Origin of the sequence: Mesorhizobium sp. WSM4983 (assembly GCF_029625765.1) — a bacterium.
Classification (GTDB): Bacteria; Pseudomonadota; Alphaproteobacteria; order Rhizobiales; family Rhizobiaceae; genus Mesorhizobium.
On sequence record NZ_JARTVM010000010.1, the window covers coordinates 187,208 to 208,977 of the forward strand.

Annotated in this window: 23 protein-coding genes and 1 pseudogene; 16 read left to right on the plus strand and 8 right to left on the minus strand. The window is 64.6% G+C overall.

Annotated features, from left to right (window positions below; genetic code table 11):
• The first annotated feature begins 88 nt into the window (after window positions 1-88).
• Complete coding sequence (locus P9254_RS23625) at window positions 89-226, plus strand: hypothetical protein (RefSeq protein WP_156751110.1); 138 nt, start codon at window positions 89-91, stop codon at window positions 224-226.
• Here the strand turns inward: P9254_RS23625 and P9254_RS23630 are convergent.
• Together P9254_RS23630 and P9254_RS23635 are read right to left on the minus strand one after the other, a co-directional pair.
• Window positions 214-321 (minus strand): annotated as a pseudogene (locus P9254_RS23630) (ABC transporter permease); the annotation flags it as partial. The gene P9254_RS23625 and the pseudogene P9254_RS23630 overlap by 13 nt on opposite strands.
• 33 nt (window positions 322-354) lie before the next feature.
• Window positions 355-1,044, minus strand: coding sequence for an SDR family NAD(P)-dependent oxidoreductase (locus P9254_RS23635; RefSeq protein ID WP_095800977.1), 690 nt, complete (start codon window positions 1,042-1,044; stop codon window positions 355-357).
• 211 nt (window positions 1,045-1,255) lie between these two features.
• On the opposite strand from P9254_RS23635, the gene P9254_RS23640 reads away from it, so the two are divergent.
• A complete protein-coding gene (locus tag P9254_RS23640) occupies window positions 1,256-2,371 on the plus strand; it encodes an anhydro-N-acetylmuramic acid kinase (protein WP_278057198.1) in 1,116 nt (371 codons plus the stop codon).
• On the opposite strand, the gene P9254_RS23645 is transcribed toward P9254_RS23640, so the two are convergent.
• Both P9254_RS23645 and P9254_RS23650 read right to left on the minus strand, forming a co-directional pair.
• A complete protein-coding gene (locus tag P9254_RS23645) occupies window positions 2,368-2,790 on the minus strand; it encodes a GNAT family N-acetyltransferase (RefSeq protein WP_127246493.1) in 423 nt (140 codons plus the stop codon). The two genes, P9254_RS23640 and P9254_RS23645, sit on opposite strands and share 4 nt — an antisense overlap.
• Window positions 2,791-2,849: 59 nt before the next feature.
• Window positions 2,850-4,031 carry an MFS transporter gene (locus tag P9254_RS23650; RefSeq protein ID WP_278057199.1) on the minus strand — a complete coding sequence of 394 codons (1,182 nt, stop codon included), beginning with the start codon at window positions 4,029-4,031 and terminating at the stop codon, window positions 2,850-2,852.
• A gap of 48 nt (window positions 4,032-4,079) precedes the next feature.
• Between P9254_RS23650 and P9254_RS23655 the strand changes: the two genes are divergently transcribed.
• The gene (locus P9254_RS23655; protein ID WP_095776664.1) at window positions 4,080-4,619 is read left to right on the plus strand and encodes an Lrp/AsnC family transcriptional regulator; all 540 of its coding nucleotides are present in this window, start codon (window positions 4,080-4,082) and stop codon (window positions 4,617-4,619) included.
• Window positions 4,620-4,628: 9 nt separating this feature from the next.
• Here P9254_RS23655 and P9254_RS23660 read toward each other — a convergent pair whose 3' ends face one another.
• On the minus strand, window positions 4,629-5,915 hold the full coding sequence (locus tag P9254_RS23660; protein WP_278057200.1) for a D-tagatose-bisphosphate aldolase, class II, non-catalytic subunit: 1,287 nt from the start codon (window positions 5,913-5,915) through the stop codon (window positions 4,629-4,631).
• Window positions 5,912-6,859: a sugar kinase gene (locus P9254_RS23665; RefSeq protein WP_095776665.1), complete on the minus strand. Its 948-nt coding sequence runs from the start codon at window positions 6,857-6,859 to the stop codon at window positions 5,912-5,914. The genes P9254_RS23660 and P9254_RS23665 overlap by 4 nt, the downstream gene beginning before the upstream one ends.
• Before the next feature lie 218 nt (window positions 6,860-7,077).
• Here P9254_RS23665 and P9254_RS23670 point away from each other — a divergent pair, with 218 nt between their 5' ends.
• On the plus strand, window positions 7,078-8,100 hold the full coding sequence (locus P9254_RS23670; RefSeq protein WP_278057201.1) for a LacI family DNA-binding transcriptional regulator: 1,023 nt from the start codon (window positions 7,078-7,080) through the stop codon (window positions 8,098-8,100).
• Window positions 8,101-8,133: 33 nt separating this feature from the next.
• On the opposite strand, the gene P9254_RS23675 is transcribed toward P9254_RS23670, so the two are convergent.
• Window positions 8,134-9,282, minus strand: a complete 1,149-nt coding sequence (locus P9254_RS23675) for a Gfo/Idh/MocA family protein (protein WP_278057202.1) — start codon at window positions 9,280-9,282, stop codon at window positions 8,134-8,136.
• Between the two features lie 184 nt (window positions 9,283-9,466).
• On the opposite strand from P9254_RS23675, the gene P9254_RS23680 reads away from it, so the two are divergent.
• The 12 genes from P9254_RS23680 to P9254_RS23735 all read left to right on the plus strand — a co-directional run bounded on the left by P9254_RS23680 (window position 9,467) and on the right by P9254_RS23735 (window position 21,071).
• Window positions 9,467-10,267, plus strand: coding sequence for a class I fructose-bisphosphate aldolase (locus P9254_RS23680; protein ID WP_278057203.1), 801 nt, complete (start codon window positions 9,467-9,469; stop codon window positions 10,265-10,267).
• Window positions 10,268-10,270: 3 nt separating this feature from the next.
• Complete coding sequence (locus tag P9254_RS23685; RefSeq protein ID WP_278057204.1) at window positions 10,271-11,218, plus strand: PfkB family carbohydrate kinase; 948 nt, start codon at window positions 10,271-10,273, stop codon at window positions 11,216-11,218.
• An 87-nt stretch (window positions 11,219-11,305) separates the two neighbouring features.
• Entirely contained in the window at window positions 11,306-12,451 is a 1,146-nt protein-coding gene (locus tag P9254_RS23690) for an ABC transporter ATP-binding protein (RefSeq protein ID WP_278057205.1), read from the plus strand.
• 120 nt (window positions 12,452-12,571) lie between these two features.
• Entirely contained in the window at window positions 12,572-13,819 is a 1,248-nt protein-coding gene (locus tag P9254_RS23695) for an ABC transporter substrate-binding protein (protein WP_278057206.1), read from the plus strand.
• Between the two features lie 128 nt (window positions 13,820-13,947).
• The gene (locus tag P9254_RS23700; RefSeq protein ID WP_278057207.1) at window positions 13,948-14,844 is read left to right on the plus strand and encodes a carbohydrate ABC transporter permease; all 897 of its coding nucleotides are present in this window, start codon (window positions 13,948-13,950) and stop codon (window positions 14,842-14,844) included.
• A gap of 5 nt (window positions 14,845-14,849) precedes the next feature.
• Complete coding sequence (locus P9254_RS23705) at window positions 14,850-15,692, plus strand: carbohydrate ABC transporter permease (protein WP_278057208.1); 843 nt, start codon at window positions 14,850-14,852, stop codon at window positions 15,690-15,692.
• Window positions 15,693-15,755: 63 nt separating this feature from the next.
• Window positions 15,756-16,577 (plus strand): sugar phosphate isomerase/epimerase family protein, encoded by an 822-nt coding sequence (locus tag P9254_RS23710; RefSeq protein ID WP_278057230.1) that lies wholly within the window; start codon window positions 15,756-15,758, stop codon window positions 16,575-16,577.
• A 4-nt stretch (window positions 16,578-16,581) separates the two neighbouring features.
• Window positions 16,582-17,658 carry a Gfo/Idh/MocA family protein gene (locus tag P9254_RS23715; RefSeq protein ID WP_278057209.1) on the plus strand — a complete coding sequence of 359 codons (1,077 nt, stop codon included), beginning with the start codon at window positions 16,582-16,584 and terminating at the stop codon, window positions 17,656-17,658.
• A complete protein-coding gene (locus tag P9254_RS23720; protein ID WP_278057210.1) occupies window positions 17,658-18,476 on the plus strand; it encodes a sugar phosphate isomerase/epimerase family protein in 819 nt (272 codons plus the stop codon). The genes P9254_RS23715 and P9254_RS23720 overlap by 1 nt, the downstream gene beginning before the upstream one ends.
• Window positions 18,476-19,294, plus strand: a complete 819-nt coding sequence (locus tag P9254_RS23725) for an alpha/beta fold hydrolase (protein ID WP_278057211.1) — start codon at window positions 18,476-18,478, stop codon at window positions 19,292-19,294. Before P9254_RS23720 ends, P9254_RS23725 begins: the two co-directional genes overlap by 1 nt.
• Entirely contained in the window at window positions 19,291-20,013 is a 723-nt protein-coding gene (locus tag P9254_RS23730; protein ID WP_067327651.1) for a ribulose-phosphate 3-epimerase, read from the plus strand. The genes P9254_RS23725 and P9254_RS23730 overlap by 4 nt, the downstream gene beginning before the upstream one ends.
• Entirely contained in the window at window positions 20,013-21,071 is a 1,059-nt protein-coding gene (locus tag P9254_RS23735; protein WP_067327648.1) for an ROK family protein, read from the plus strand. Before P9254_RS23730 ends, P9254_RS23735 begins: the two co-directional genes overlap by 1 nt.
• Here the strand turns inward: P9254_RS23735 and P9254_RS23740 are convergent.
• Window positions 21,037-21,594, minus strand: coding sequence for a hypothetical protein (locus tag P9254_RS23740; protein ID WP_245307625.1), 558 nt, complete (start codon window positions 21,592-21,594; stop codon window positions 21,037-21,039). The genes P9254_RS23735 and P9254_RS23740 overlap by 35 nt on opposite strands.
• Window positions 21,595-21,770 lie beyond the last annotated feature (176 nt).

A 21,770-nucleotide genomic window follows, 5' to 3' on the forward strand; every position in this document is an offset into this window, starting at 1 on the left:
GCGGCAACTCTCTGTTTTTCGCAAGTCCGGACGGAAAACCGATGCGCACTTTCCTGGAATTGCTCGAGCAACCCCGCCGCACGATGACATGCGCGTCATTGCAGGTGAAGAAACGCGCCAACCAATCTCGTTGCAAATGGAGCAAGCCGCCGCTCAATTCCCGGGTTTTCGCGGCAAATTGCGTTCATTCGACTTCCGCTTCTCGCGTTTCGCCTATCCGCGATGATCCAACCACGCGACCAGCCGGTCACACCACTGGATGCCGCAGACCAGCACGATCAGCACCACCACCGCCGCAACCATGACGCCGGTCTCGCGTCGGGGCGCGTTATTGCACGTTCGTGGAATGGATCGTCAGAACGTCTCGACCCAGGGCCTCAGCTCGACCTCGAAGCTCCAGGCGCTGCGATGCTGGCGGTGGACTGCGAGATAGGTCTCGGCGATCGCGTCCGGCGAGAGGCGGCGATCCGGCCGGTCTGGCTCGGCCGCCTGCCCGGGCGGCTCGATCTGGCCGTCGATGATGAAATGCGCGACATGGATGTTCTTCGGACCTAGCTCGCGCGCCATCGACTGCGCCAGCCCGCGCAGCCCGAATTTCGGCATGGCGAAGCCGGCCGAGCCGGAGAAGCCCTTGAGACTCGCAGTGGCGCCGGTGAACAGGATCGAGCCGGAGCCGCGCGCAACAAGCCGGCGCGCCGCCTGCTGGCCGACGAGGAAGCCGCCATAGGCGCCGACGAGCAGGGCCTGCTTGACCGCCTCCGGATCGAGCTCGGCGATCGGGCCGCGCGTGCGGCCGCTGGCGTTGAAGACGGCAATTTCGAGGGAGCCGGCCTTGTCGGCCGCCTCGAACAGCCGCGCGACTGTGGCGGCATCCGACACGTCCGTCTCCACCGCCTGCGCACCCGTCTCCTGAACCAGCGCGGAGAGCTTGTCGACATTGCGGGCGGCCAGCACGACGCGAAAACCTTGCTTGCCGAGGAGCCGCGCCAGCGAAGCGCTGAGGCCAGCTCCAGCGCCGGCGATCACTGCGACATTGGCGGCCATGTCGTTCCTCCTGCGAGTACGCGTTTTTCAGTTGAGATCGATAATCGCACAAGCTCGCTCCTTCGGCGGCAAGAGGCAAGGACTAGGTTGCTCCGTTTTGGCAGTGCGACACAAAGGCGGTGCACGGTGAGAGGTCCCGGCGCATCCGAAAGACTTGCCTGTCGCGCCGATCCGTCCGACACGTGGTCCAGCGGCGATTCGAGGAACGACCATGGAACCAATCTGGGCCGTCGGCCTGATGACCGGTACGGTGCTTGACGGCAATATCGACGTGGCGCTGATTAAAACCGACGGCGAGCGCATCGCCGACACCGGCACATACACACTGGCCCCCTACCCGCAATCGATCCGCACCCTGCTCGAAGAGACCCTGCGCCAAGCACGCGTCTGGAATTTCGAGGGGCCGGAGCCGACGATTTTTCGCGAGGCGGAGGAGGCGCTGACGCGCGCGCAGTCGGCGGCGGTCAGGGATTTGGTCGAAAGCCAGGGCATGACGATGGCCGATATCGGCGTCGTCGGCTTCCACGGCCAGACGGTGCTGCATCGCGCCCCGCAGCCGCGACGAATCGGCCGCACGCGCCAGCTCGGCGACGGCGAGCTGATGGCCGCCCTGCTTGGCACCAAAGTCGCCTATGACTTCCGCACGGCCGATGTGGCGGCCGGCGGACAAGGCGCGCCGCTCGCTGCCGCGTATCATGCGGCGCTGCTCAAAGAGGCCGACGCCAGCGGCGACACCGCGGTGCTCAATCTGGGCGGCGTCGGCAACATCACCTGGTGGGACGGCAAAGACAACATCGTCGCCTTCGACACCGGGCCGGCCAATGCGCCGGTCAACGATTTCATCAAGGCGAAGGGCCTCGGCGAGATGGATCGCGACGGCAGACTGGCTGCCGCGGGTACGGTCGACAAGGCAAGGCTAGAGCGGCTGCTGCAGCATCCGTATCTGACGAAGCCTTACCCAAAATCGCTTGACCGCTTCGACTTCACCGCGGCCATGGCCGACGGGCTCGGCGCGGAGGACGGCGCGGCGACGCTGACGGCTTTCACCGTCTCGGCGGTCGGCAAGGCGCTCGATCTGTTGCCGCGCCGGCCAAGACGACTGGCGGTCAGCGGCGGCGGCCGCCGCAACCCGACCATGATGGCGATGCTCGGCCAGCGTGCCGGCGTCGAAGTGGTGCAAGCCGAGACGCTCGGCTGGAAGGGCGACGCGGTCGAAGCGGAATGCTTCGCGTTCCTCGCGGTGCGCGTGCTGCGCGGCCTGCCGATCAGCTTTCCGAGCACCACCGGGGTGCCGCAGCCGATGCGCGGTGGAAAGCTCGCGGGCTAAGACAACTTCTTCTGCAGGAAGATGCGGCTGCGGCCGACCGGAAAATCGGCGAGCGTGCCGAACGGCTGGTAGCCCTGGCGCTGATAGACCTTGGCCGCGGCCGGATTGAAAGTGTCGATCCACGCGGCCTGGCAGCCGCGCGCCAGCGCTTCCCGTTCGGCTGCGTCCAGCATGCTCGCGGCGATGTGCCGGCCACGCCAGGTTTCGTCGACCCAGAGCCATTGCACATAGAGCCAGCCCCAGGCGGTGTAACCGGAAATGCCGGCGACGATCGCGCCGGCGTCGTCGCGAACGAAGACGGCGAGCGTCTTCCGGCCCGAGGCACCGACATCGCTGTCGTTGAAGGCGGTCAAGCCCTCGCCGACACGGGCGAGATCCTGCGGCAAGGGCTCGGCGGTGATCTCGAGCGTCATCTTCATGGTGGCTCCGGTGCGGTTCGGAAGCCAGCCTTAGCCAAGGAGCGAAGTGACACGTAAGCCTATTGCCGGGCAGAGCGCCACGCCGCGGCCGATGCCGCCACCAGCATCAGCAAGGCGGCGACCAGGGCGCAGTTGGCGAAGCCGAGGGCGGTGTAGAGCGGGCCGAAACCGGCGGTGCCGACGGTTACGGCGAAATAGGTGACTGCGCTGTTCAGGCCCATGATCGTGCCGCGCCGCGCGGCGTCGAGCGCGGTGAGCCGCATCACCAGAACGTTCAGCCCGAAATGGTTGGCAAGGCCCCAGACGGCGATCGTCGCCATCAGCAGGCCGAAGGTGCCGCTGGCCGAGGCGATCGCCACATAGACGGCGGCGACCAGCAGATAGGCGAAGGGCATGACCCGACGGGCGCCGAGACAGTCGATGACGCCGTCGAGCAGCGCCGCCGCGCCGAAGCCGAGCCCGTAAGCGATCGCCGCCAGCCCGTTGGCGCTGACCGGCTCGCCGAGACCTTCATGGAGATGATCGCCGAGATAGCCGTAGACGCCATAGAAGGCGGTCATGAAGGCGCCGCAGGCGATCAGCAGCGGCAGGATTCCGGGCACAGCCAGCGCGCCGAGCGGCGACGGTGCCGGACCGCTTTTCCTGGTGTCGCGCAGCGAGCTGACCGACAGGCCGGCAACAGCGGTTGCGGCGAGAAGCGCGACAGCGGCGAAGACGGCCCGCCAATGGATCAGATCGGCAAGCACCGCCGACAGCGACACTCCGGCGACCATGGACAGCGTCCAGCCGGTCAGCACGACGCCGATCGTTCCGCTCTCGCGGCCGGGCGGCGCGATCGCTGCGGAGCTGGCGTAGATCGCCGGCATGGCGACGCCAGCAGCGATGCCGGCAACGAGCTGGGCCGCGACCAGCGCCGCCACCGTCGGCGCGAGCGCGCTGCCCACCAGCGCCAGCGCAAGCAACAGCAATGCGCCCTGCAGCATGCGGCGGGCGCCGATCCGGTCGATATAGCGGGCAAGAAAAAGCGCGCTGGCCGAGGTGCCGAGGCCGAAGGCAGCGGCGGCCGTCATCACCGCCGGCACGCTTGCCGCGAAGGGCGCCGCGACGGCGGGCGCTATTGGCCCGAGAACCAGTGAGTTGGAGCCGATGACGGCGATGCACCCGGTGAGCAGGTAGGCTGCGGCCGGGATCGGTGCACGGGACGCCGCAGTCAGAATCGCTGATTGATCACTGTTCGACATATCTCCATAATGGCCGAATTGAATTCAGCATCAATGGAGAATTTCCAAATGGACTCAGAAACAGATGACGTTCAGCGGAACAAGCAGCCAACCCGTGAGGTCGACCCGATCGACCGAAAAATATTAGGCGTTCTGGTCGACGATGCGACCATCAGTTATGCCGAGCTCGGCGATCGCGTCGGCCTGTCGCCACCGGCGGCGCATGAGCGGGTGAAGCGGCTCAGGCGCAGCGGCGCCATCCGCGCCACCTCGGCGATCATCGATCCGAAGGCGGTGAAGAAGCCGCTGCTCGCCTTCGTGCACATCGATACTAGGGGCTGGGGCAAGACGCCGGAATTGATGGCGATCTCGGAATGCCCGGAAGTGGAAGAGATCCATTCGGTCGCCGGCGACACCTGCATGCTGCTCAAGGTACGCACCGAGGACACAAGGGCGCTGGAAGGCCTGCTGTCTCGTATCTACGAGACGCCGGGCGTGGTCTCGACGCGCAGCTATGTGGTGCTTTCAACCTATCTCGAACGGCCGGTCCAGCCAGAGATCACGGCCGAATGGCCGGCACCCAAACATATGGCGACGCCTGTCTACTAATCCGCCGGCTTACGGGATCGTGGCGCTGCGATAGGTATCGAGGACGCGCGTGACGCTGGCAATCAGAAGCTCATGCGCGGTCGGCGTGATCCGACCGGCGCCGACCTCGGCATCGAGATGGCCGAGATACTGGCTAATCAGGGGGCGTGGAATTTCACGCTTGCCGAGTGCCGCCAGCAGCGCTTCGGTCGCATGCTGTGCGTCGGGCAATGGCCAGTAGTAGCGGATGCGGTCGCTGAAGGAGAAATGCCGCTGCAGGCGCTGCTCGTCAGGCGATCCCGGATAATATTTCTGCCAATTGCCGGGCGAGGCCAGCATGATGCGTTCCATCGCGGCCAGCAAGCTTTCGCGCGAGGGATCGGGCGCGAGCGCGTCGGCGATGTGGCTCAGGCCATAGAGCGCCTCGCGCAACGCGAAGGTGAGCCAGGGGCCGACCTTGAGGATGGCGAAGCCGTCGCGCACGAGCGCGGCCAAAGCTTCCGCGGGCTGATAGTCGGTCGAATGCGCCTCGAAGACGAATTGCGGCTGGCTTTCCAGGGCCGCGACCAGCTTCGTCGCCCTCTCGGGCGCATACGCGATGATGTCGGCATTGCCGAATTCGACGCCGGGCTGAACGACGACGCCGACAGCCCGGGCAAAAGCGGCATCGAGGCCGAGACGGCAGAAGGCCTGGCGATGGAGCTCGACCGTGCGGAGCGCATCGGCCGGCTCGGTCACATGCATATGGTCGAGCGCTTCCAGCGCGCCGCCCGGAACCGGCACTTCGGTGCCGATGATGTAGACGGGTTTTTCACCGCCCGAGCGGGCGACCGCCGCCTCGGCAACCGCCGCAAGCTCGGCCGCGCGCACGGCAATCGTCTCGTCGGCGAGTGCCACGGAATCGTCGGCACAAGCCATGCTGGTGTCGAGATGCAGCTTGGTGAAGCCGGCGGAGGCATAGGCGTCGATCATCGCCGCCGCCTTGTTCATCGCTTCCGCCGCGGGCAGATGCTTCCAAGGATTCGGGCCGAGGTGATCGCCGCCGAGGATCAGCCGGTCGAACGGAAAGCCGGTCCTGCCTGCTTGCGTCTCGACGAAGGCTCGAAAGGCGGCCGGGGTCATGCCGGTATAGCCGCCCTCGTGATTGACCTGGTTGCAGGTCGCCTCGATCAGCACATCGGCGCCATTCCTCGCGCCGTGGCGGAGCGTCGCTTCGATCACCAGCGGGTGCGCCGAACAGATCGAGGCGATGCCGCCCTTCGCGCCTGCCGCGCGGCGAGCGGCGATGCCAGCAAATCTTGCCGTGGCGCCGGTCATGCGCGTGCGGTCGCTTTTGCGATGAAGGCCTCGACGTCGGCGAGCCGGTGAATGCCTTCCATCGGCCCCTTGCGGGTAACGGCGAGCGCGCCGCAGGCATTGGCGATGCGCAGTGCATCGGCGGGCGAGGCACCGCGCAGCCAGAAGGAAACGAAGGCGGCGCCGAAGCAATCGCCGGCGCCGGTCGGATCGACTTCCTCGACCACAAAGCCGGGCATGGCGAGCGTGCCCTTGCGGTCGTGATAAGTGGCGCCATCGGCGCCTTTCTTCAGCACGATGCAGGAGATGCCTCGCCCCAGCAATTCGCGGACCGCGGCCTGTTCGTCGCTGGCGGAGGAGAAAAGGAACAGTTCGTTGCCGCTCGGCAGGAAGACATCTGTCTGCGCGAGCACATGATCGAGCGCCTGACGCGTGCCGGACGCCTGCATGATCTCGCGACGGATGTTCGGATCGAAGGACACCGTGCCGCTCTTGGCCTTCACGGCCGCGATCGCGGCGAGTGCGACGTCGGTGGCGCGATCGGAAAAAAGCGAAGAGCCCATGACATGGACATGATCGGCTCCGGCCAAGAGCCGCTTGGCGGCATCGTCCATTTCCAAAAGGCCGGCGGCGCTGTTCCGGATATTGAAAACAAAATGCCTGGATGCATCGGTCCGGTAGGCGACGAAGGCGGTGCCGGTTGCATGGCCTTCACGGACGGCGATTGCCGAAACGTCGGCGCCGAGCGCGCTGAGCCGGTCGATATTCAACTGGCCGAAATCGTCCCCGCCGACGGCGCCGATGAGACCCGCAGGCTGGCCGAGCGCCGCCGCTTGGCCGATGAAGATCGCCGGGGCGCCGGACGGAAAGGGGCCGGCCAGCGGACCGGGCTCGAGGAAGCTCTGGCCGATTGATTCCGCCATGATCTCGACGAGGATCTCGCCGGCTGAGACCAGCTTCTTCATCACGTCCTCCCGGCATTCGCCATGCATGGCTTAGGGCTTGGAATACGGCCCTCTCTTTTTCGCGTCAATTAATAAATTTACGCATGGAATAATTTCTCCGGCCGCGTTGAAACTTGCGGAGCTTCCTGTAAAGTTTCAACTTGCAGGCGCACGCCGATGCGCCGTATGAGCGCCGGAGCAGCGCCATGGGAGCGAGGTTCCATGCCGCGAGGGTTTGGATGCCGATGACTCACAAGACGATGGAGGAGTTCGCCCGTTCCTGCGGCGTCTCCAGGCCGACCTTGTCGAAATTCTTCGACGATCCGACCAGCGTCAAGCCGGCGACGCGAAAACGCATCGAGGATGCGCTGCGCTCGTCCGACTATCAGCCCAATCTGTTCGCGCGAAACCTCAACCGCAAGCGCACCCGCAGCATCGGCATCGTCGTGCCGACGGTGACCGACCCGTTCTATTCCGAGATGGTCAGCCGCATCGAACTCAGGCTACGCGACGAAGGCTATTGGCCGATCGTCATTTCCTCGCATGGATCGAGCGAACTGGAAGCCGAGGCGACGCGGACGATCCTGTCGTTGAAGGTCTCCGGCGCGCTGATAGCACCGCTCGGCCGGCGCTCGGACCAGCGGGCGATCGAGAAGCTGACGCAGGCGATCCCGATTGTCTATTTCGACACCTATCTCGAAGGCGGCACGCCTTTCGTCGGCAACAACAATGTGCAGAGCATGTCGACCATCGTCGACTATCTCTGCCGCTCGGGCGACGCCCCGATCTATTTCGATATTCCGCATGTCAATCACAATTCGCGCGAGCGGGTGGAGAGTTATGTCGATGCCATGAAGCGGCTCGGGCAGGAGCCGCTCGTCTTCGGCAATACCGACGACTACACATGGGAGTTCGAACGGATCGGCTACGAACAGACGGAAAAGCTGCTCGGCAATGGCGGCCTGCCGGGCAAGACCATATTGTGCGCCAACGATCGTCTCGCCTTCGGCGTGATGGCGGCCGCCTTCTCGAAAGGGCTGAAGGTGGGCCGCAAGGCGGATTGCGACCTGCGGGTGGCTGCGCATGACGACCATCCGCTCAGCCGCTACACTTGCCCGGCGCTCACCACCATGGCGCAGGATTTCGCGGCGATGGCCGGAAGCAGCGTCGAGACGCTGCTTACCCTGCTCGACGAGGACGGCGCGCCCGTCGCGGCGCAGGTCAATCTCGACGCGACGCTGGTGATGCGCCAGTCGGCCTAGGGATACCGAACTCCCGCTGGCTATCACGGCGCCTCAGGCAAGCAGGCTCGCCGCCTCGTCTTCGCCGAGCAGTGGCGGCTGGTCGACCGAGCCGACGACGGCGACGGAGTTCCGGCCCTCGCCGGATGCGAGGATCGCTTCCATGATCTCGAGCACGTGCAGCGCCAGTTCGCCGGATGCGCGGGGTCTGCGCCCTTCCGACAGCGACCGCGCCAGGTCGGCGACGCCGAGCATGCGATAGTTGGCGCGGTCCGGTGCGGCATAGGGCCAGTTGCGCCCGCCGTAGAGCTCGCCTTCGCTCTCGAAATCCTTCCAGTCGGCGCCGTGCGCCGACAACGAGACCGTGCCGCCAAACGTGTCGGGATCGGGTAGCCTGAGCGAGCCTTCCGTCCCGTGCAGCTCGATCGGATGGTTGGAATGCTTGAAGACGTCCCAAGAGGCGCCGAAGGTGACGGTGGCGCCGCAGTGGAATTCGAGCAGCGACAGGATGTTGGTCGGCGTGCCGACCCTGAAGCTGGTGTTTTTGTAAGGGCCTTCGGCGGTGATCAGGCGCTCGTCCTGACCGCGCGTCGTCATCGCCATGACGCGGGCGACCGGGCCGAGCAGGTTGACCAGCATCGTCAGGTAGTATGGCCCCATGTCGAACACCGGACCGCCGCCCGGCTGATAGTAGAATTGCGGATTGGGATGCCAATGCTCCATGCCGCGCCCCATCATGAAGGCGGTGCCGGTCACGGCGCGGCCGATCGCGCCCTCGTCCATTAGGTGGCGGGCACGCCGCCCGGCTGCGCCGAGGAAGGTGTCTGGAGCCGAGCCCAGCAGCAGATCGCGCTTCGCCGCCTCCGCGACCAGCCGGCGGCCCTCGCCGGCCGAGGTCGCCAGAGGCTTTTCCGTGAAGACGTGCTTGCCCGCGGAAAGCGCCGAATGGGTGATGTCGAAATGCGCCGACGGAACGGTGAGGTTGAGGACGAGATCGACCTCGGGATCGGCCAGCAGCGCATCGACCGGCAGCGCGCGGATACCGTATTCCCTGGCCCGTAGCGCGGCCATGTCGGCGGAAATATCGGCGCAGGCGCGCAGTTCCACGCCGGCGAAAAGTGCTGCGTTGCGCAAATAGGTCATCGATATGTTGCCGCAACCGATAACGCCGATACCGAGCTTCGCTCCTGATTTTGCTTGCATTTTCCTTCCGACCTCCCATGACGGCACCGCCGCAGACAACCCGTTGCAACGGCGGCGGACCATGTTCGTGACTCGCTATAGCGCATTTTAAATCTTGACGCGCGTAAAATTTTTATAGAGCATGTGAAAATGCTGGCTCGACATCGGAGGCCGCCAGCTCAAACGATTGAGGAATTTTGCACTCATGAGCCTAGGAACCAAGGTGCGCCTTGCGCGCCTCTTCTCGCATCCGTCCGGGAAGCTTTTTGGCGGCGCGGTCGACCACTTTGTCGGCTATGGCGACGTGCGCAAAGGCGGGCTTGCCGATCTGCCCGGTGCGCTCGCGCGCGTCATGATGGGCAAACCCGACTACGTCAGCATCCAGCCCGGCACCGCGCGCCATCTGTGGCCGCAATATGCGGGCAAAGCGTCTCTGGTGATCCAGGCGGGCTGCTTCACCCCAGACGATCGCATCAGCGAGCTGATTGCAACGCCGGAGGATGCGGTGCGCGCCGGGGCCGATGCGTTGGCCGTTGCCATTCCGGTGCGCGGCGCGACCGAGGGTAAGTACATACGCTGGCTGACCGACTCGGTGAATGCGGCGGCACGCTACGGCATGCCGGTGGTGGCGCATATCTACCCGCGCGATTTCACCGACGGAGCAAAAATCGTCTTCACCCCCGACGAGATCGCCTATGCGGCGCGCATCGGCTACGAGTCCGGCGTCGACGTGATCAAGATAGGCTACACGGGCGATTTCGAGTCGTTCCGAGAGACCGTCCGGACCTGCCCGGTGCCGGTTGTGATCGCGGGTGGTCCGAAGACCGAGACGCTGCTCGGCGCCCTTCAGCAGACGGCGGACGCCATACGTGCCGGCGCGCGCGGTGCCGTGGTCGGTCGCAATCTCTGGGGGCACGGCGATCCGGAGAAGGCGGCATTTGCCTTTCGGAGCGTCATCCATGACGGCCTTTCGGCAGAAGACGCCCTGGCGAAGGCGGGTGCCTGAACGATGCCCACCGTCCCTTCAATCCTCGGCTTCGGCGCTATTGCGATCGACGACATCGTCTATGTCGATCAGCCGTTGTCGGCGGGCAAGGGGAAGGTTCTGCAAACTGCCCGAACTTTCGGCGGAAATGTCGCGACGGCCCTTGCCGCCGTCGCGCGGCTCGGCGGAACCGCCGGGTTCGTCGGATGGCTGGCCAGTGCCGCTGACGACGCCGTGCTGTGCGATCTCGTTGCGAGCGGAGTTGAAACCGCATTCGCGCCGCGCCACCCGCACGCACGCCCGGTGCGCTCGCGGATCACCGTCGGCTCGGATGGGGAGAGGTTCATCGCGTATGACGACGAAGCGATGCTGGGCACCGCGCCAGACTTTCCGGACGAGGTCCTCAGCCGCGCGGCCGTCCTGATCGTCGATAGTTACGCGATCCGGTCGATGGATGTCGTGGCTCGGGCTCGCGATCTCGGCCTTGCAATCCTCGGCGATATCGAATGGAGCAGCGGCCCAGCCACCGAGAGGCTGATCGGGCTCTGCGACCATCTCATTCTTCCCCTCGGCTTCGCGCGGGCTGCCACGGGCGGCCGATCGCCTGCCGAGGTGCTCGACGCATTGTGGATGCCGTCGCGGTCCACCGTGGTTCTGACTGACGGCGGCAGGGGCGTCTATTATCGCGGACGCGACGAGGCAGGGCTCTGGCACCTGCCTCCGCACCGGGTTGCCGTCGTTGACTCGACTGGCGCCGGTGATTGCTTTCACGGTGCCTATGCCCATGCATTGACGCGCGGAGCCGAGACCGCAGGCCGGGTCGCATTCGCGGCCGCGGCCGCGGCCCTGTCGATAACGGGGCGTGGCGGGCGCGAGGCGCTGCCGACCGAGGGCCAGGTCACGGAACTCTTGGCATCGACGAACGCCCCGTCGGCAGTCGAACTGAAATCGCAGCTCGATACCGGAACATAGTTGAAACTATCCGAGGAACATTCGCAGGCGAACATAGGCCGATAATGATCTTAATAACGAGCGGCTTAGCCTTGTGGAGGGAGGAAGATGGCAGAAGTCATTCTTGAGAATATCTGCAAGACCTATGGGAACAACTTTCACGCAATCGACCAATTGAACCTGTCGGTCGAGGATGGCGAGTTCTTGATTCTCGTCGGGCCGTCCGGCTGCGGCAAATCCACCGCCTTGCGAATGATCGCGGGGCTGGAGGACGTGACAAGCGGCAGCCTTCGGATCGGCGGAGTCGACGTCGTCGACATGCCGCCCAAGGACCGCGACATCGCGATGGTCTTCCAGAGCTACGCGCTCTACCCGCATATGACGGTGTTCGAAAACATCGCTTTTTCGATGCGGCTGGCAGGCAAGCCGAAGGCCGAGCGCAAGAAGCGGGTGGACGAGATTGCCAAAACCCTTCAGCTGACATCTCTGCTCGACAGCAAACCCGCGAACCTTTCAGGCGGACAGCGTCAACGGGTTGCCATGGGCCGCGCCATGGTGCGCGAGCCGGCCGCCTTCCTCATGGACGAACCCCTTTCCAATCTGGACGCGAAGCTGCGTGTTCAAATGCGCGCCGAAATCACCAGCCTGCAAAAGCAACTCGGCGTCACGACCATATACGTGACCCACGACCAAACCGAGGCGATGACGATGGGGGACAGGGTCGCGGTGTTGAAAGGCGGCGTGCTGCAGCAGGTCGACACTCCCAAGAGACTCTATGAATCGCCGGTAAACGCCTTCGTTGCCGGCTTCATCGGTTCTCCTTCGATGAACCTGTTCGAGGCGACGCTGACGGGCGACGAACTGATGTCCGGCACCTTCGCCATCCGGCTGCAGGACGCAGCCTTCGTGCGCAGGCCGTCCTTGAGGTCGTATGCGGGGCGCAAGGTCGTGTTCGGGATCCGACCGGAGGATCTCTATGACAGCAGTCTCGAATCCGGCCGCAAGTATCAGACGATCCCGGCAAAGGTGACCTCGATCGAAGAACTCGGGTCCGAACACATCGTTCATCTCAGCATCGACGCGGTGCGGGTGGACTCCGGCGATCCGGACGCGGTGCAGGATTTCGGCATGACCTCGAACGCGGTGGCGAAATTCGAACCGGTCAGCACAGTCCGCCCCGGCTCGGAGATCCGCTTGGCCGTAGACGACGCCAAGCTCCATTTCTTCGATCCCGAGACGCATCTGGCGATCTGAAGATTTGCTGCAGAGCCCGCAGGCGGGAGCGATGCGCCTGCGAAAGTACTCGTAAGAAGACTTCTGAATGAAGCAGACGATCGTCCGCATTGTGCGGTCGATCTTAAGAAGGAGGAGAAAATGACGTTTCGGATACGACCCGCGATGCTGAAAATGGCCGCGGCCGCATGGCTGCTCGGCGCAACCGGCGCCATGGCAGACACGACGCTGGAATTCACGCAGTGGTGGGAGCCAGAGCTGCCCGCAGGCTCCTTGCGCAAAATCATGGACGAGTTCGAGGCTGCAAACCCCGGGATCAAGGTGACGCTGGTCAGCGGCCCCTATGCGACCACGCGAGACCAGATCTCGGTCGGTGCTGCGACCGGAACGCTTAGCGACGTTGTCGGTCTCGATGGCGCTTGGGTGAACAATCTGAACGCACAAAATGCGCTGGCCGACATGAACCCGATGATGGATGCGAGCAAGTTCGACAAAGCCCAGGTCGCGGACATCATCAAGGTGGACGGCAAGGCCGTGATGTTCCCGGTCGCTTCGTTCGTCTATCCGGTGTTCGTCAATCTGGACCTCGCCGCCCAGGCAGGCGTGACCAAGCTGCCGTCGACCCGCGCGGAGTTCCTCGAAGCCGCCAAGAAGATGACCCATGCCGACAAGAACCAGTATGGCTGGGTGCTGCCGCTGTCGCTGCAGACGCCGTCCGGCGTTCAGAACGACATGATGTCGTGGGTTTGGGCTTCGGGCCAGTCGATGATGGCGAATGGCAAGCCCGACCTCGAGGGCAAACCGGTGGTGGATATGCTCAGCTTCGTGAAATCGCTCAACGACGCCGGCACCATCTCGCCCGGCATCGCCACCAAGACCGAACAGGAAAAGGTCGAGGAATTCGTCAACGACCGGGTCGGGATGATGATCGACTCGCTCGCGCATGTGAACCTCATCCGCAAACGCAATCCCAAGCTGAACTTCGACCTCATCCCGGTCCCGGTCGTGGAGAACTACAACGGCAAGCGCGGCCTTCCCTATGCCTCCTGGGGCATCGGTATCTCTGCCGGCTCGAAGCACCAGGAGGAGGCCTGGAAGCTCGTCCAATATCTGATGAGTGAAAAGGTGAACGCCAAGCTCGTGTCGCTTGCAAACGCCTTCCCGGGCAACGTCAACGCCAAGCCCGATTTCGTGACGTCCGACAAGGCATTCGCAAAGGCTTTCGAAATCTTCAAGACCGGTTATCTCGCCAACGAGTTCACGGGTCTGCCGGTGGCGGAAGACCTGATGACCCAGTTCGACGTGGAAGCCCAGAAGATGCTTGCCGGCGAGCAGTCTCCGGAACAAGCCGCAGCCAACGCTCAAAAGGGCTGGATGGCGAAATTCTGATCGGCCTGTTCCCCGTTCACTTTCTCGACCGGGTGGCCTGACTTCGGGCAGGCCACCCGGCCACAACGGATCGGTGGACCCGTGTTCCGAAGCTCACCTTCTCTTGAAGGCGTATTCAAGGTTGGCACATGACCCCGCAGAAGCGCTCCCATCACAGACTGAAACGAGCGGTCGCACCCTATCTCTATCTGTCGCCCTCGCTCCTCATAGTCGGTCTTCTGATGCTGCTGCCGATGGTGACGGTGATTGCCTATTCGTTCCAGAACAGCGCGGTGCTGCGCCGTGACCCATCCTTTGCCGGACTGAAACACTACCAGGCGATCTTTGCCGATCCGGTGTTTTGGGCTTCGCTGTGGCACACGCTCTACTTCACTTGCATGAGTGTCGTTTTTCACATGACCGTCGGCATGGTCTTCGCACTCATGCTGAACAGCGACCGCATCAATCCGACGCTGCGCAATATTCTGCGCGTGCTCTACATACTGCCTTGGCTGTTCACTGCGGTGATTATCGCTGTGATCTGGCGCCTCCTGCTTGAGCCGAACGGGGTCGTGAACAGCATTCTCATGCAGATGGGCATCATCGGCTCCAAGGTCGAGTGGTTTTCCTCGCCCGAGACCGCGCTGCACGCCGTCACCTTCGCCAATATCTGGGCGGGGTACCCGCTTTTCATGGTCAGCCTGCTCGCAGGCCTGCAGGGCATTCCCAAGGATTTCTACGAGGCCGCCGATATCGACGGCGCCAAGGCCTACCAGAAGCTGATCTTCATCACCATCCCGCAGTTGATGCCGATCATCATCAGCATCTCGCTGCTCGACTTCATCTGGACCATGCAGGTCTTCCCATTGATCTGGATAACGACGGGCGGTGGTCCGATCTACTCGACCGAGGTCCTCAGCACCTACACCTACAAGCTGGCGTTTTCGAGCTACAACCTGTCTCAGGCGTCGGCGAGCGCTGTGGTCATTCTGCTGATCTCGCTTGGCCTGACGCTGTTCTACATCCGTTATCAAAAGGCTCGGTAGTCACCATGAGGAAAAGGCACACGCCGAAAGACAGGCTGATCACCGTCGCGCTGCATGTAGCGCTTGCCGCGGGGCTGTTCTTCGCGGCCTTCCCGATCTACTGGATGCTCAGCAGCTCGTTCAAGTCGAATACCGAGATCTTTGCCCTGCCGCCAACCATCCTGCCGAAGGCCTTCACGATGGAAGCCTATGCAGCCATCCTCGGCGACCCGGTGAAGCTGCGCTTCTTCTTCAATAGCTACTTCGTGGCGGCAGCGGTGACCGTGCTGACGGTGCTGATCGCCTTGCTGGCGGCCTACGGGTTCAGCCGCTTCAACTTTCGCGGCAAGGGCAGCCTGAACACACTCATCATCAGCACGCAGACGATTCCGCCGATCACGCTTCTCATCCCCTTCTTCGGGCTTGTCGTCTCATATGGCATCTTTGACACCTATATCGCGCTGATCCTGACTTACCTGGTGTTTACGCTGCCCTACGCGATCCTGCTGATGACGGGATATCTCAACACCTTGCCCCGCGATCTCGATGAAGCGGTGGCTGTCGACGGCGGCACCAGTTGGACAGCGCTTTGGCGGGTGATCGTCCCGATCTCGCTGCCTGGTATCGTGGCGACGTCGGTCTACACCTTCCTGTTATGCTGGAACGAATTTCTCTTTGCGCTGACGCTGACCAAGTCGACCTCCATGCGCACCGTGCCGATCGGCATCCAGCTGTTGATGGGGCAGCACGCCTTCGAATGGAACCAGATGATGGCGATGAGCGTGCTCGGCTCGTTACCGCTTTTGCTCATCTACCTCGTTGCCCAGAGATTCTTCCTCGCAGGCATGACCGCGGGCTCGGTCAAGTAGGATGTCCCTCCCATGAAGACGCAGAGCGACACCAAGGAATGGGCGGTATCAAGGAATGAAAGAATGAACGTGAAAGACCTCAAAGTCGGCTGCCAGACTTTTACCTGGGAGATGCTCGGCGACCGTTTCGGCGGAGGCCCGGACGATCTCATCAAAGCGATTTCCGACGGCGGCTATGCCGGCATCGAGATCACCGACACGATGATCGGTCGCTATGCCGGCAAGCCTGCGGAGTTCGCTGCCGCGTTGAAGGCATCCGGCCTCATGCTGGTCTCGTTCGCCTTCGGCTCGAAGAGCGGCTTCACGCTCAACGAGAAAATCGGCGAGGACCTCGAAACCGCCGGTCGCTGGATCGACTTCGCCGCCGCCTTTCCGGGAGCGCTGGTGTCGATGGGCTCGGCAACCGTCGTCTCCGACGGCCCGCGCGACGACAAATTCGCCATCGCCGCCGAGGTCTACAACAAGGCCGGCGAACTTGGGCGCAAGGCCGGCGTGCAGGTGGCTGTGCATCCGAGCTCGCATCACAACACGCTGCTCTTCGACCGCGCCGATTATGACCGCATCTTCTCCCTGCTTGACCCATCGCTGGTCGGCTGGGTGCCGGACACCGGACACATCTTGCGCGGCCGTCAGGACATGGCCGATACGCTCACCACCTATCGCGACCGCATTCGCTATGTGCATCTGAAAGACGTCGATGCCAACGGCAGTTGGGCGATGCTCGGCCAGGGTGTCTGCGACACGGCTAAGGTGATCGAGATCGCAAGCGCCGCGCCCAACTTCAACGGCTGGCTGGTGCTGGAGGAGGAATCCGAAACCGCCGCCGCCGATCCGGCTGGCGCGGTGAAGACCAATCGCCAGACCATGCGCGGCTACGGGGCTTGAGGCGATGATCCGCAAACAAGACCGTCGTCTTCGTGTCGGTGTGCTCGGCTGCGGGCCGATCGCGCAGTTCGCGCATCTGGAATCCTGCGTGAAGGCGGCCAATGCCGACCTCTACGCGATCTGCGACGCGGCGCCCGACCTGCTTGCGCGCATGAGCGCCACCTACGAGCCGCAAAAAATGTATGGCGACTATGACGAGATGCTCGCCGACCCCAAGTTGGAGGCGGTGATCGTCGCGACGTCCGACGCCTACCACGTGCCGATGTCGATCAGGGCGCTCGAAGCAGGCAAGCACGTGCTTTGCGAAAAGCCGATCGGCATTTCCGTCGAAGAAGGCGAGAGGCTGGCGGAAGCGGTCAAGCGCTCCGGCAAGGTGCTTCAGGTCGGGCATATGAAGCGCTTCGACCCGGCGCTGGAGGCGGCGCGCGATTTCGTGCGCGACGAGATGGGCGAGATCCTGGCGCTGAAGGCCTGGTATTGCGATTCCACCCATCGCTACACCAATACCGACGCCGTGCAGCCGCTGCCCGTCACCAGCAAGCTGGCGAGGAAGCCGGCCGGCAAGCCGAAGGCGGACCTGAGACAGTATTTCATGCTGGCGCATGGCTCGCATCTGGTCGACACGGCGCGCTTCCTGTGCGGCGACATCACGGCCGTGCGCGCGCGGCTCAACCAACGCTTCGGCGCTTATTGCTGGTTCGTCGAGACGGAGTTCGCCAATGGGGCGCTCGGCCATCTCGACCTAACCGTTGCGGTGCGCATGGACTGGCACGAGGGCTTCCAGCTCTATGGCGAGAACGGCTCGGTGATCGCGAAGACCTTCAATCCCTGGTATTTCCGCGCCAGCGAGGTCGACATTTTTCATGAGAAGGACGCGACGTCGCGCAAGCCGCTCGGCGCCGACGGCCACTTCTTCCGCCGCCAACTGGAAGGCCTCGCCGACACGGTGCTCAACGGCGCGCCGCAGCGCGGCGCTACCGTGGAGGACGGGCTCGCTTCGATCCGCGCCATGGTGGCGATCGCCCGCTCGGTCGAAAGCGGCCAGCGCGTTGAGCTCGCCGACGTCACCGGAGCGGTCTGATGCAGGTCGGGGTGTTCGCCAAGACTTTTCCAGGCGGCGAGCCGGCCGGCGTGCTCGCCGCCGTTCGCGAAGCGGGCTTCGCAGTCACCCAGTTCAACCTTGCCTGCGCCGGCCTGCCGTCGATGCCGGACGATGTTCCCGACGAAGCGATCCGTACGATCGATGCCGCCGCTAAGGCTAGCGGCGTCGGTCTCGTCGCGCTGTCGGGAACCTACAACATGGCGCATCCGGACAGCCGGGTGCGCGATGACGGGCTGCGGCGGCTCGGGGTGGTCATTGAGGCAGCCGCCAGGCTTTCGATCCCGCTGGTGACACTGTGCACCGGAACGCGCAACGCCGAGGACCAATGGGCGCACCACCCCGACAATGCCGATCCCTCGGCTTGGGCCGACATGGCGCAGGAAATGGAGAAGGCGCTTCAGCTCGCCGAGCACCACGGCGTCGATCTCGGCATCGAGCCGGAGCAAGCCAACATCGTCACCTCCGCCGATGACGCCGCGCGGCTGATTTCCGAAATGGGTTCGAACCGGCTGCGCATCGTGCTCGACCCCGCCAATCTGTTCGAGCGAGCGAATGCCGACGAGGCACGCGGCATCGTTGCCGAAGCGGTCGAGCGCACGGCGGGTCATGTCGCGCTTGCGCACGCCAAGGACCGTTTCGCCGACGGGCGCTTCGCCACGGCCGGACGAGGCGTGGTCGACTTCGACGACTTCGTCGCTCGCCTGAGGGCCACAGGCTTCGACGGGCCGCTGGTGACGCACGGGCTTTCGGCCGAGGAAGCGCCGGGCGTCGCCCGCTTCCTCAAGGGGCTCGTGTGATGGGCACGCTGCTGCGCGACGGTGCCACGCTGCATATGACCGACACCGGCGAAGGCCTGGCGGTCGTCTTTCAGCATGGGCTCGGCGGCGGCGAGGCGCAGGTCGCGCAGACTTTCCCCGCAGGCTTCCGGCGCATCACGCTGGAATGCCGCGGGCATGGCGGCTCTGGGCTTGGCAAGCGGCGGCCGTTCTCGTTCGAAATCTTTGCTGACGATGTGCTTGCCGCCGCCGATCGTGCCGGCCTCGACCGCTTCGTTGCCGGCGGCGTCTCGATGGGCGCCGCGATCGCGCTTCGCCTCGCCTGCCGTCATCCGCGGCGCGTCGCCGCCCTGGTCCTGGTGCGGCCGGCATGGACGTTTTCGCCGGCACCGCAGAACATGCAGCCGATCACCGAGGCCGCCGAGCTCATCCTGGAACACGGGGCCGACAAAGGGCGGACGATCTTCGCACGATCGGACACGGCCACGCGGCTCTACCGCGAGGCGCCCGACAATCTGTCCTCGCTGCTCGGCTATTTCGACCGGCCCGACGCCAAGGGGTTCGCGCAAGTGCTCGCCGACATCGCCAGCGACGGTCCAGGCGTTTGCGACCGCGACGTCGCGGCGCTCGACATTCCTGCGCTGGTCGTCGGCAATGCGATGGACGCGGTGCATCCGCTGTCGAGCGCCTACACGCTTGCCGCCGCGATGCCCCACGCGGTCTTCGCCGAAATCACGCCGAAGGCGCGCAACAGCGCCAGACATTTCATCGAACTGCACGAGCAGATCAGTTCCTTCCTCCAGTCCAACTCGAATGCCCGGAGCCTCATTCCGTCATGACCGCCAAACCCGTCTCCGGACCCGCGGCAATAGCCGCACTGCCGCGCAACCGGCTTATCGGCGAATTCTCGCTGTGGTCGGCGGATCTCGCCAATATGGAGCGCGACCTGAAGCGCATCGAAGCCCATGCCGATCTGCACCACATCGACGTGGCGGACGCCCGCTTCACCCCCGGCTTCTTGTTCTTTCCCGACATGGTGGCGCGCATCGCCAAGCTGACGGCGAAGCCGATCCACGTCCATCTGATGGTCGAGGCCGAGATCGTCGAGGCTCAGACGCGCCAGTTCATCGAGGCTGGTGCCGATCTCGTCACCATCCATGCCGAGAATGGCGCGGCAGGCTTGCGCGCCGTGAAGCTGGCGCGTGAGCTCGACGCAGAGGCCGGAGTGGTGCTGCGGCTGGAGACGCCCCTTGAAGCGATCGAGCCGTTCCTGCCACGCGTGGCCTTCGTGACGCTGCTCGGCACCTCGATCGGGGTCAAGGGACAGAGCCTGTCCGAGGAAGCCTGCCCAAGGCTGGTCGAGGCGCGCGCCCTGATGAGGAAGGCCGGCCGCGAGGGCGACATCCGGCTCGCCGCCGATGGCGGCATCCGCCATGAGACGGTGCCGCTGCTGCGCGCCGCCGGCGCCGACACGGTGGTGCTGGGCTCGCTCGCTTTCGGCGATCCCAATCTCGCCCAGCGCATGGCCTGGCTGCATGGACTGAAGGCCGCCGCCTGATGAGCACGATCGCCCTTGCCTTCGATCTCGGCGGCACGGAACTGCGCGGCGCGCTGGTCGAGCGCAGTGGCGAAGTCGTCGAGCGCGTCTCGGCGCCGACGCTTGCCGGCGCCGGATCGGAAGCGGTGATCGGCCAGATCATCGCGCTGGCGGACAGGCTGCTTAAAGAACACCCGCAGGCAAAGGTCAGCGGCATCGGCATGTGCGCGCCGGGGCCGCTCGACCCCAAGGCAGGCATCGTCATCGGGCCGCCGACGCTCGCCGGCTGGCACAACGTGCCGCTGATCGACATCCTCAGCCGCCAGTTCGGCTTGCCGGTACGGCTGGAGAACGACGCCAATGCCGCGGCGCTCGGCGAGTGGCGTTTCGGCGCCGGCCGCGGCGCGGGCTCGCTGGTCTTCGTCACCGTCTCGACCGGTATCGGCGGCGGCGTGGTCGCTGATGGCCACATCTACCATGGAAGGCGCGGGCTCGCAGCCGAGATCGGCCACATGACCATCACCGGCGAAGGCGACCGCTGTTTCTGCGGCAACGTCGGCTGCTTCGAGGCCGTTGCTTCCGGCACCGCGCTCGGGCGCCGGGCGACCCGCCTCACCAAGCCAGGCGACGGCTCGGTGCTCAGACGTCTTTCCGACGACGGCGACGTCTCGGCCCGGCATGTCGTGGATGCCGCGCGCGCCGGCGACGCGGCCGCCCGCGAACTGGTCGAGACCGAGGCGAAATGGCTGGGCATCGGCTTCACCAATCTCCTGCATCTCTATTCGCCGGACCTGATCGTCATGGGGGGCGGCCTCGCAAACGGGTTCGATCTGCTGGCGCCGGGCATCAGGGCGACGGTCGAGGAACGCGCCATGCAAGCCTATCGCGACGTGCCGATCGTGCCGGCCGAGCTCGGCGATCGCGCCGGGCTGGTCGGCGCGGCAAGCCTGATCCTGTGGGAGGGCGAGCCGGGAACGGCGCTGGCGATGGTGCAGAATGAGCAAACGAAGCTCGGCGAAACGACCGGCGCTTCGGCCCGATCGATCATCGAACGGATGAAGGAGAGCGAAGGGAACTGAGACCGCCCGCCTTCCTATTGTCCGCGCCCGGCTCGGTCTTGGGCTGAGGTCGCGCCAGAAGATAAAGGGCGGCCACGTGCGTAATCATCAGCAGGGGCACATAGATGATCGGGATCGCGTATGCGGCGCCCAGCTGCCCGGCCTGCTCGGGCAGATGAAGCACGGTGCCGTGATAGTAGTCGCCGACGAGGTCGACTATTCCCACCAGATTGAAGGCCGCGACGGACGGCCAGAAGATCGAGGACCGCTTCACGCCAAGCAGCGCCAGCATGGCCAGCAGCCCGGTCGCGAAATCGCCATAGGCGGCAAAGACCGCGAAGTCCGCCGGGAGGTTCGGGCCAACCACGCCCGGAACCAGGAAGACCAGCCCGAAGAAGCGGAAGCTGTGCAGCGTCGCGATAGCGCGCTGCGCCTCGACGCGGTCCATGAGCCTGAGCCTCGGCCAGATATAGGCGCCGAAGCAGAGCAGCCACGGGACGTAGCCCAGGACGAGATGGATGTTGAAGATCGTCGCCGGCGTCATACTTGCCTCCCGTTAGAGATTGGCTGGAACGGCTTCGAATACCGCCTTCAGGATACCGAGACGGCCTTCCAACAGAGATTTAGCGAAGGCGGCGGCCCCGACGCCCGCAACCGCACGCGATCCAAATCGTCCGTCATTGCCACTTCCCTCCAGCCTTCCAATCGACAACACAGATA

Coding starts and splice junctions, on each gene's coding strand:
- P9254_RS23625 (WP_156751110.1), top strand. CDS start 89: ATGCGCGTCATTGCAGGTGAAGAAACGCGCCAACCAATCTCGTTGCAA.
- P9254_RS23635 (WP_095800977.1), bottom strand. CDS start 1,044: ATGGCCGCCAATGTCGCAGTGATCGCCGGCGCTGGAGCTGGCCTCAGC.
- P9254_RS23640 (WP_278057198.1), top strand. CDS start 1,256: ATGGAACCAATCTGGGCCGTCGGCCTGATGACCGGTACGGTGCTTGAC.
- P9254_RS23645 (WP_127246493.1), bottom strand. CDS start 2,790: ATGAAGATGACGCTCGAGATCACCGCCGAGCCCTTGCCGCAGGATCTC.
- P9254_RS23650 (WP_278057199.1), bottom strand. CDS start 4,031: ATGTCGAACAGTGATCAATCAGCGATTCTGACTGCGGCGTCCCGTGCA.
- P9254_RS23655 (WP_095776664.1), top strand. CDS start 4,080: ATGGACTCAGAAACAGATGACGTTCAGCGGAACAAGCAGCCAACCCGT.
- P9254_RS23660 (WP_278057200.1), bottom strand. CDS start 5,915: ATGACCGGCGCCACGGCAAGATTTGCTGGCATCGCCGCTCGCCGCGCG.
- P9254_RS23665 (WP_095776665.1), bottom strand. CDS start 6,859: ATGAAGAAGCTGGTCTCAGCCGGCGAGATCCTCGTCGAGATCATGGCG.
- P9254_RS23670 (WP_278057201.1), top strand. CDS start 7,078: ATGCCGATGACTCACAAGACGATGGAGGAGTTCGCCCGTTCCTGCGGC.
- P9254_RS23675 (WP_278057202.1), bottom strand. CDS start 9,282: ATGCAAGCAAAATCAGGAGCGAAGCTCGGTATCGGCGTTATCGGTTGC.
- P9254_RS23680 (WP_278057203.1), top strand. CDS start 9,467: ATGAGCCTAGGAACCAAGGTGCGCCTTGCGCGCCTCTTCTCGCATCCG.
- P9254_RS23685 (WP_278057204.1), top strand. CDS start 10,271: ATGCCCACCGTCCCTTCAATCCTCGGCTTCGGCGCTATTGCGATCGAC.
- P9254_RS23690 (WP_278057205.1), top strand. CDS start 11,306: ATGGCAGAAGTCATTCTTGAGAATATCTGCAAGACCTATGGGAACAAC.
- P9254_RS23695 (WP_278057206.1), top strand. CDS start 12,572: ATGACGTTTCGGATACGACCCGCGATGCTGAAAATGGCCGCGGCCGCA.
- P9254_RS23700 (WP_278057207.1), top strand. CDS start 13,948: ATGACCCCGCAGAAGCGCTCCCATCACAGACTGAAACGAGCGGTCGCA.
- P9254_RS23705 (WP_278057208.1), top strand. CDS start 14,850: ATGAGGAAAAGGCACACGCCGAAAGACAGGCTGATCACCGTCGCGCTG.
- P9254_RS23710 (WP_278057230.1), top strand. CDS start 15,756: ATGAACGTGAAAGACCTCAAAGTCGGCTGCCAGACTTTTACCTGGGAG.
- P9254_RS23715 (WP_278057209.1), top strand. CDS start 16,582: ATGATCCGCAAACAAGACCGTCGTCTTCGTGTCGGTGTGCTCGGCTGC.
- P9254_RS23720 (WP_278057210.1), top strand. CDS start 17,658: ATGCAGGTCGGGGTGTTCGCCAAGACTTTTCCAGGCGGCGAGCCGGCC.
- P9254_RS23725 (WP_278057211.1), top strand. CDS start 18,476: ATGGGCACGCTGCTGCGCGACGGTGCCACGCTGCATATGACCGACACC.
- P9254_RS23730 (WP_067327651.1), top strand. CDS start 19,291: ATGACCGCCAAACCCGTCTCCGGACCCGCGGCAATAGCCGCACTGCCG.
- P9254_RS23735 (WP_067327648.1), top strand. CDS start 20,013: ATGAGCACGATCGCCCTTGCCTTCGATCTCGGCGGCACGGAACTGCGC.
- P9254_RS23740 (WP_245307625.1), bottom strand. CDS start 21,594: ATGACGCCGGCGACGATCTTCAACATCCATCTCGTCCTGGGCTACGTC.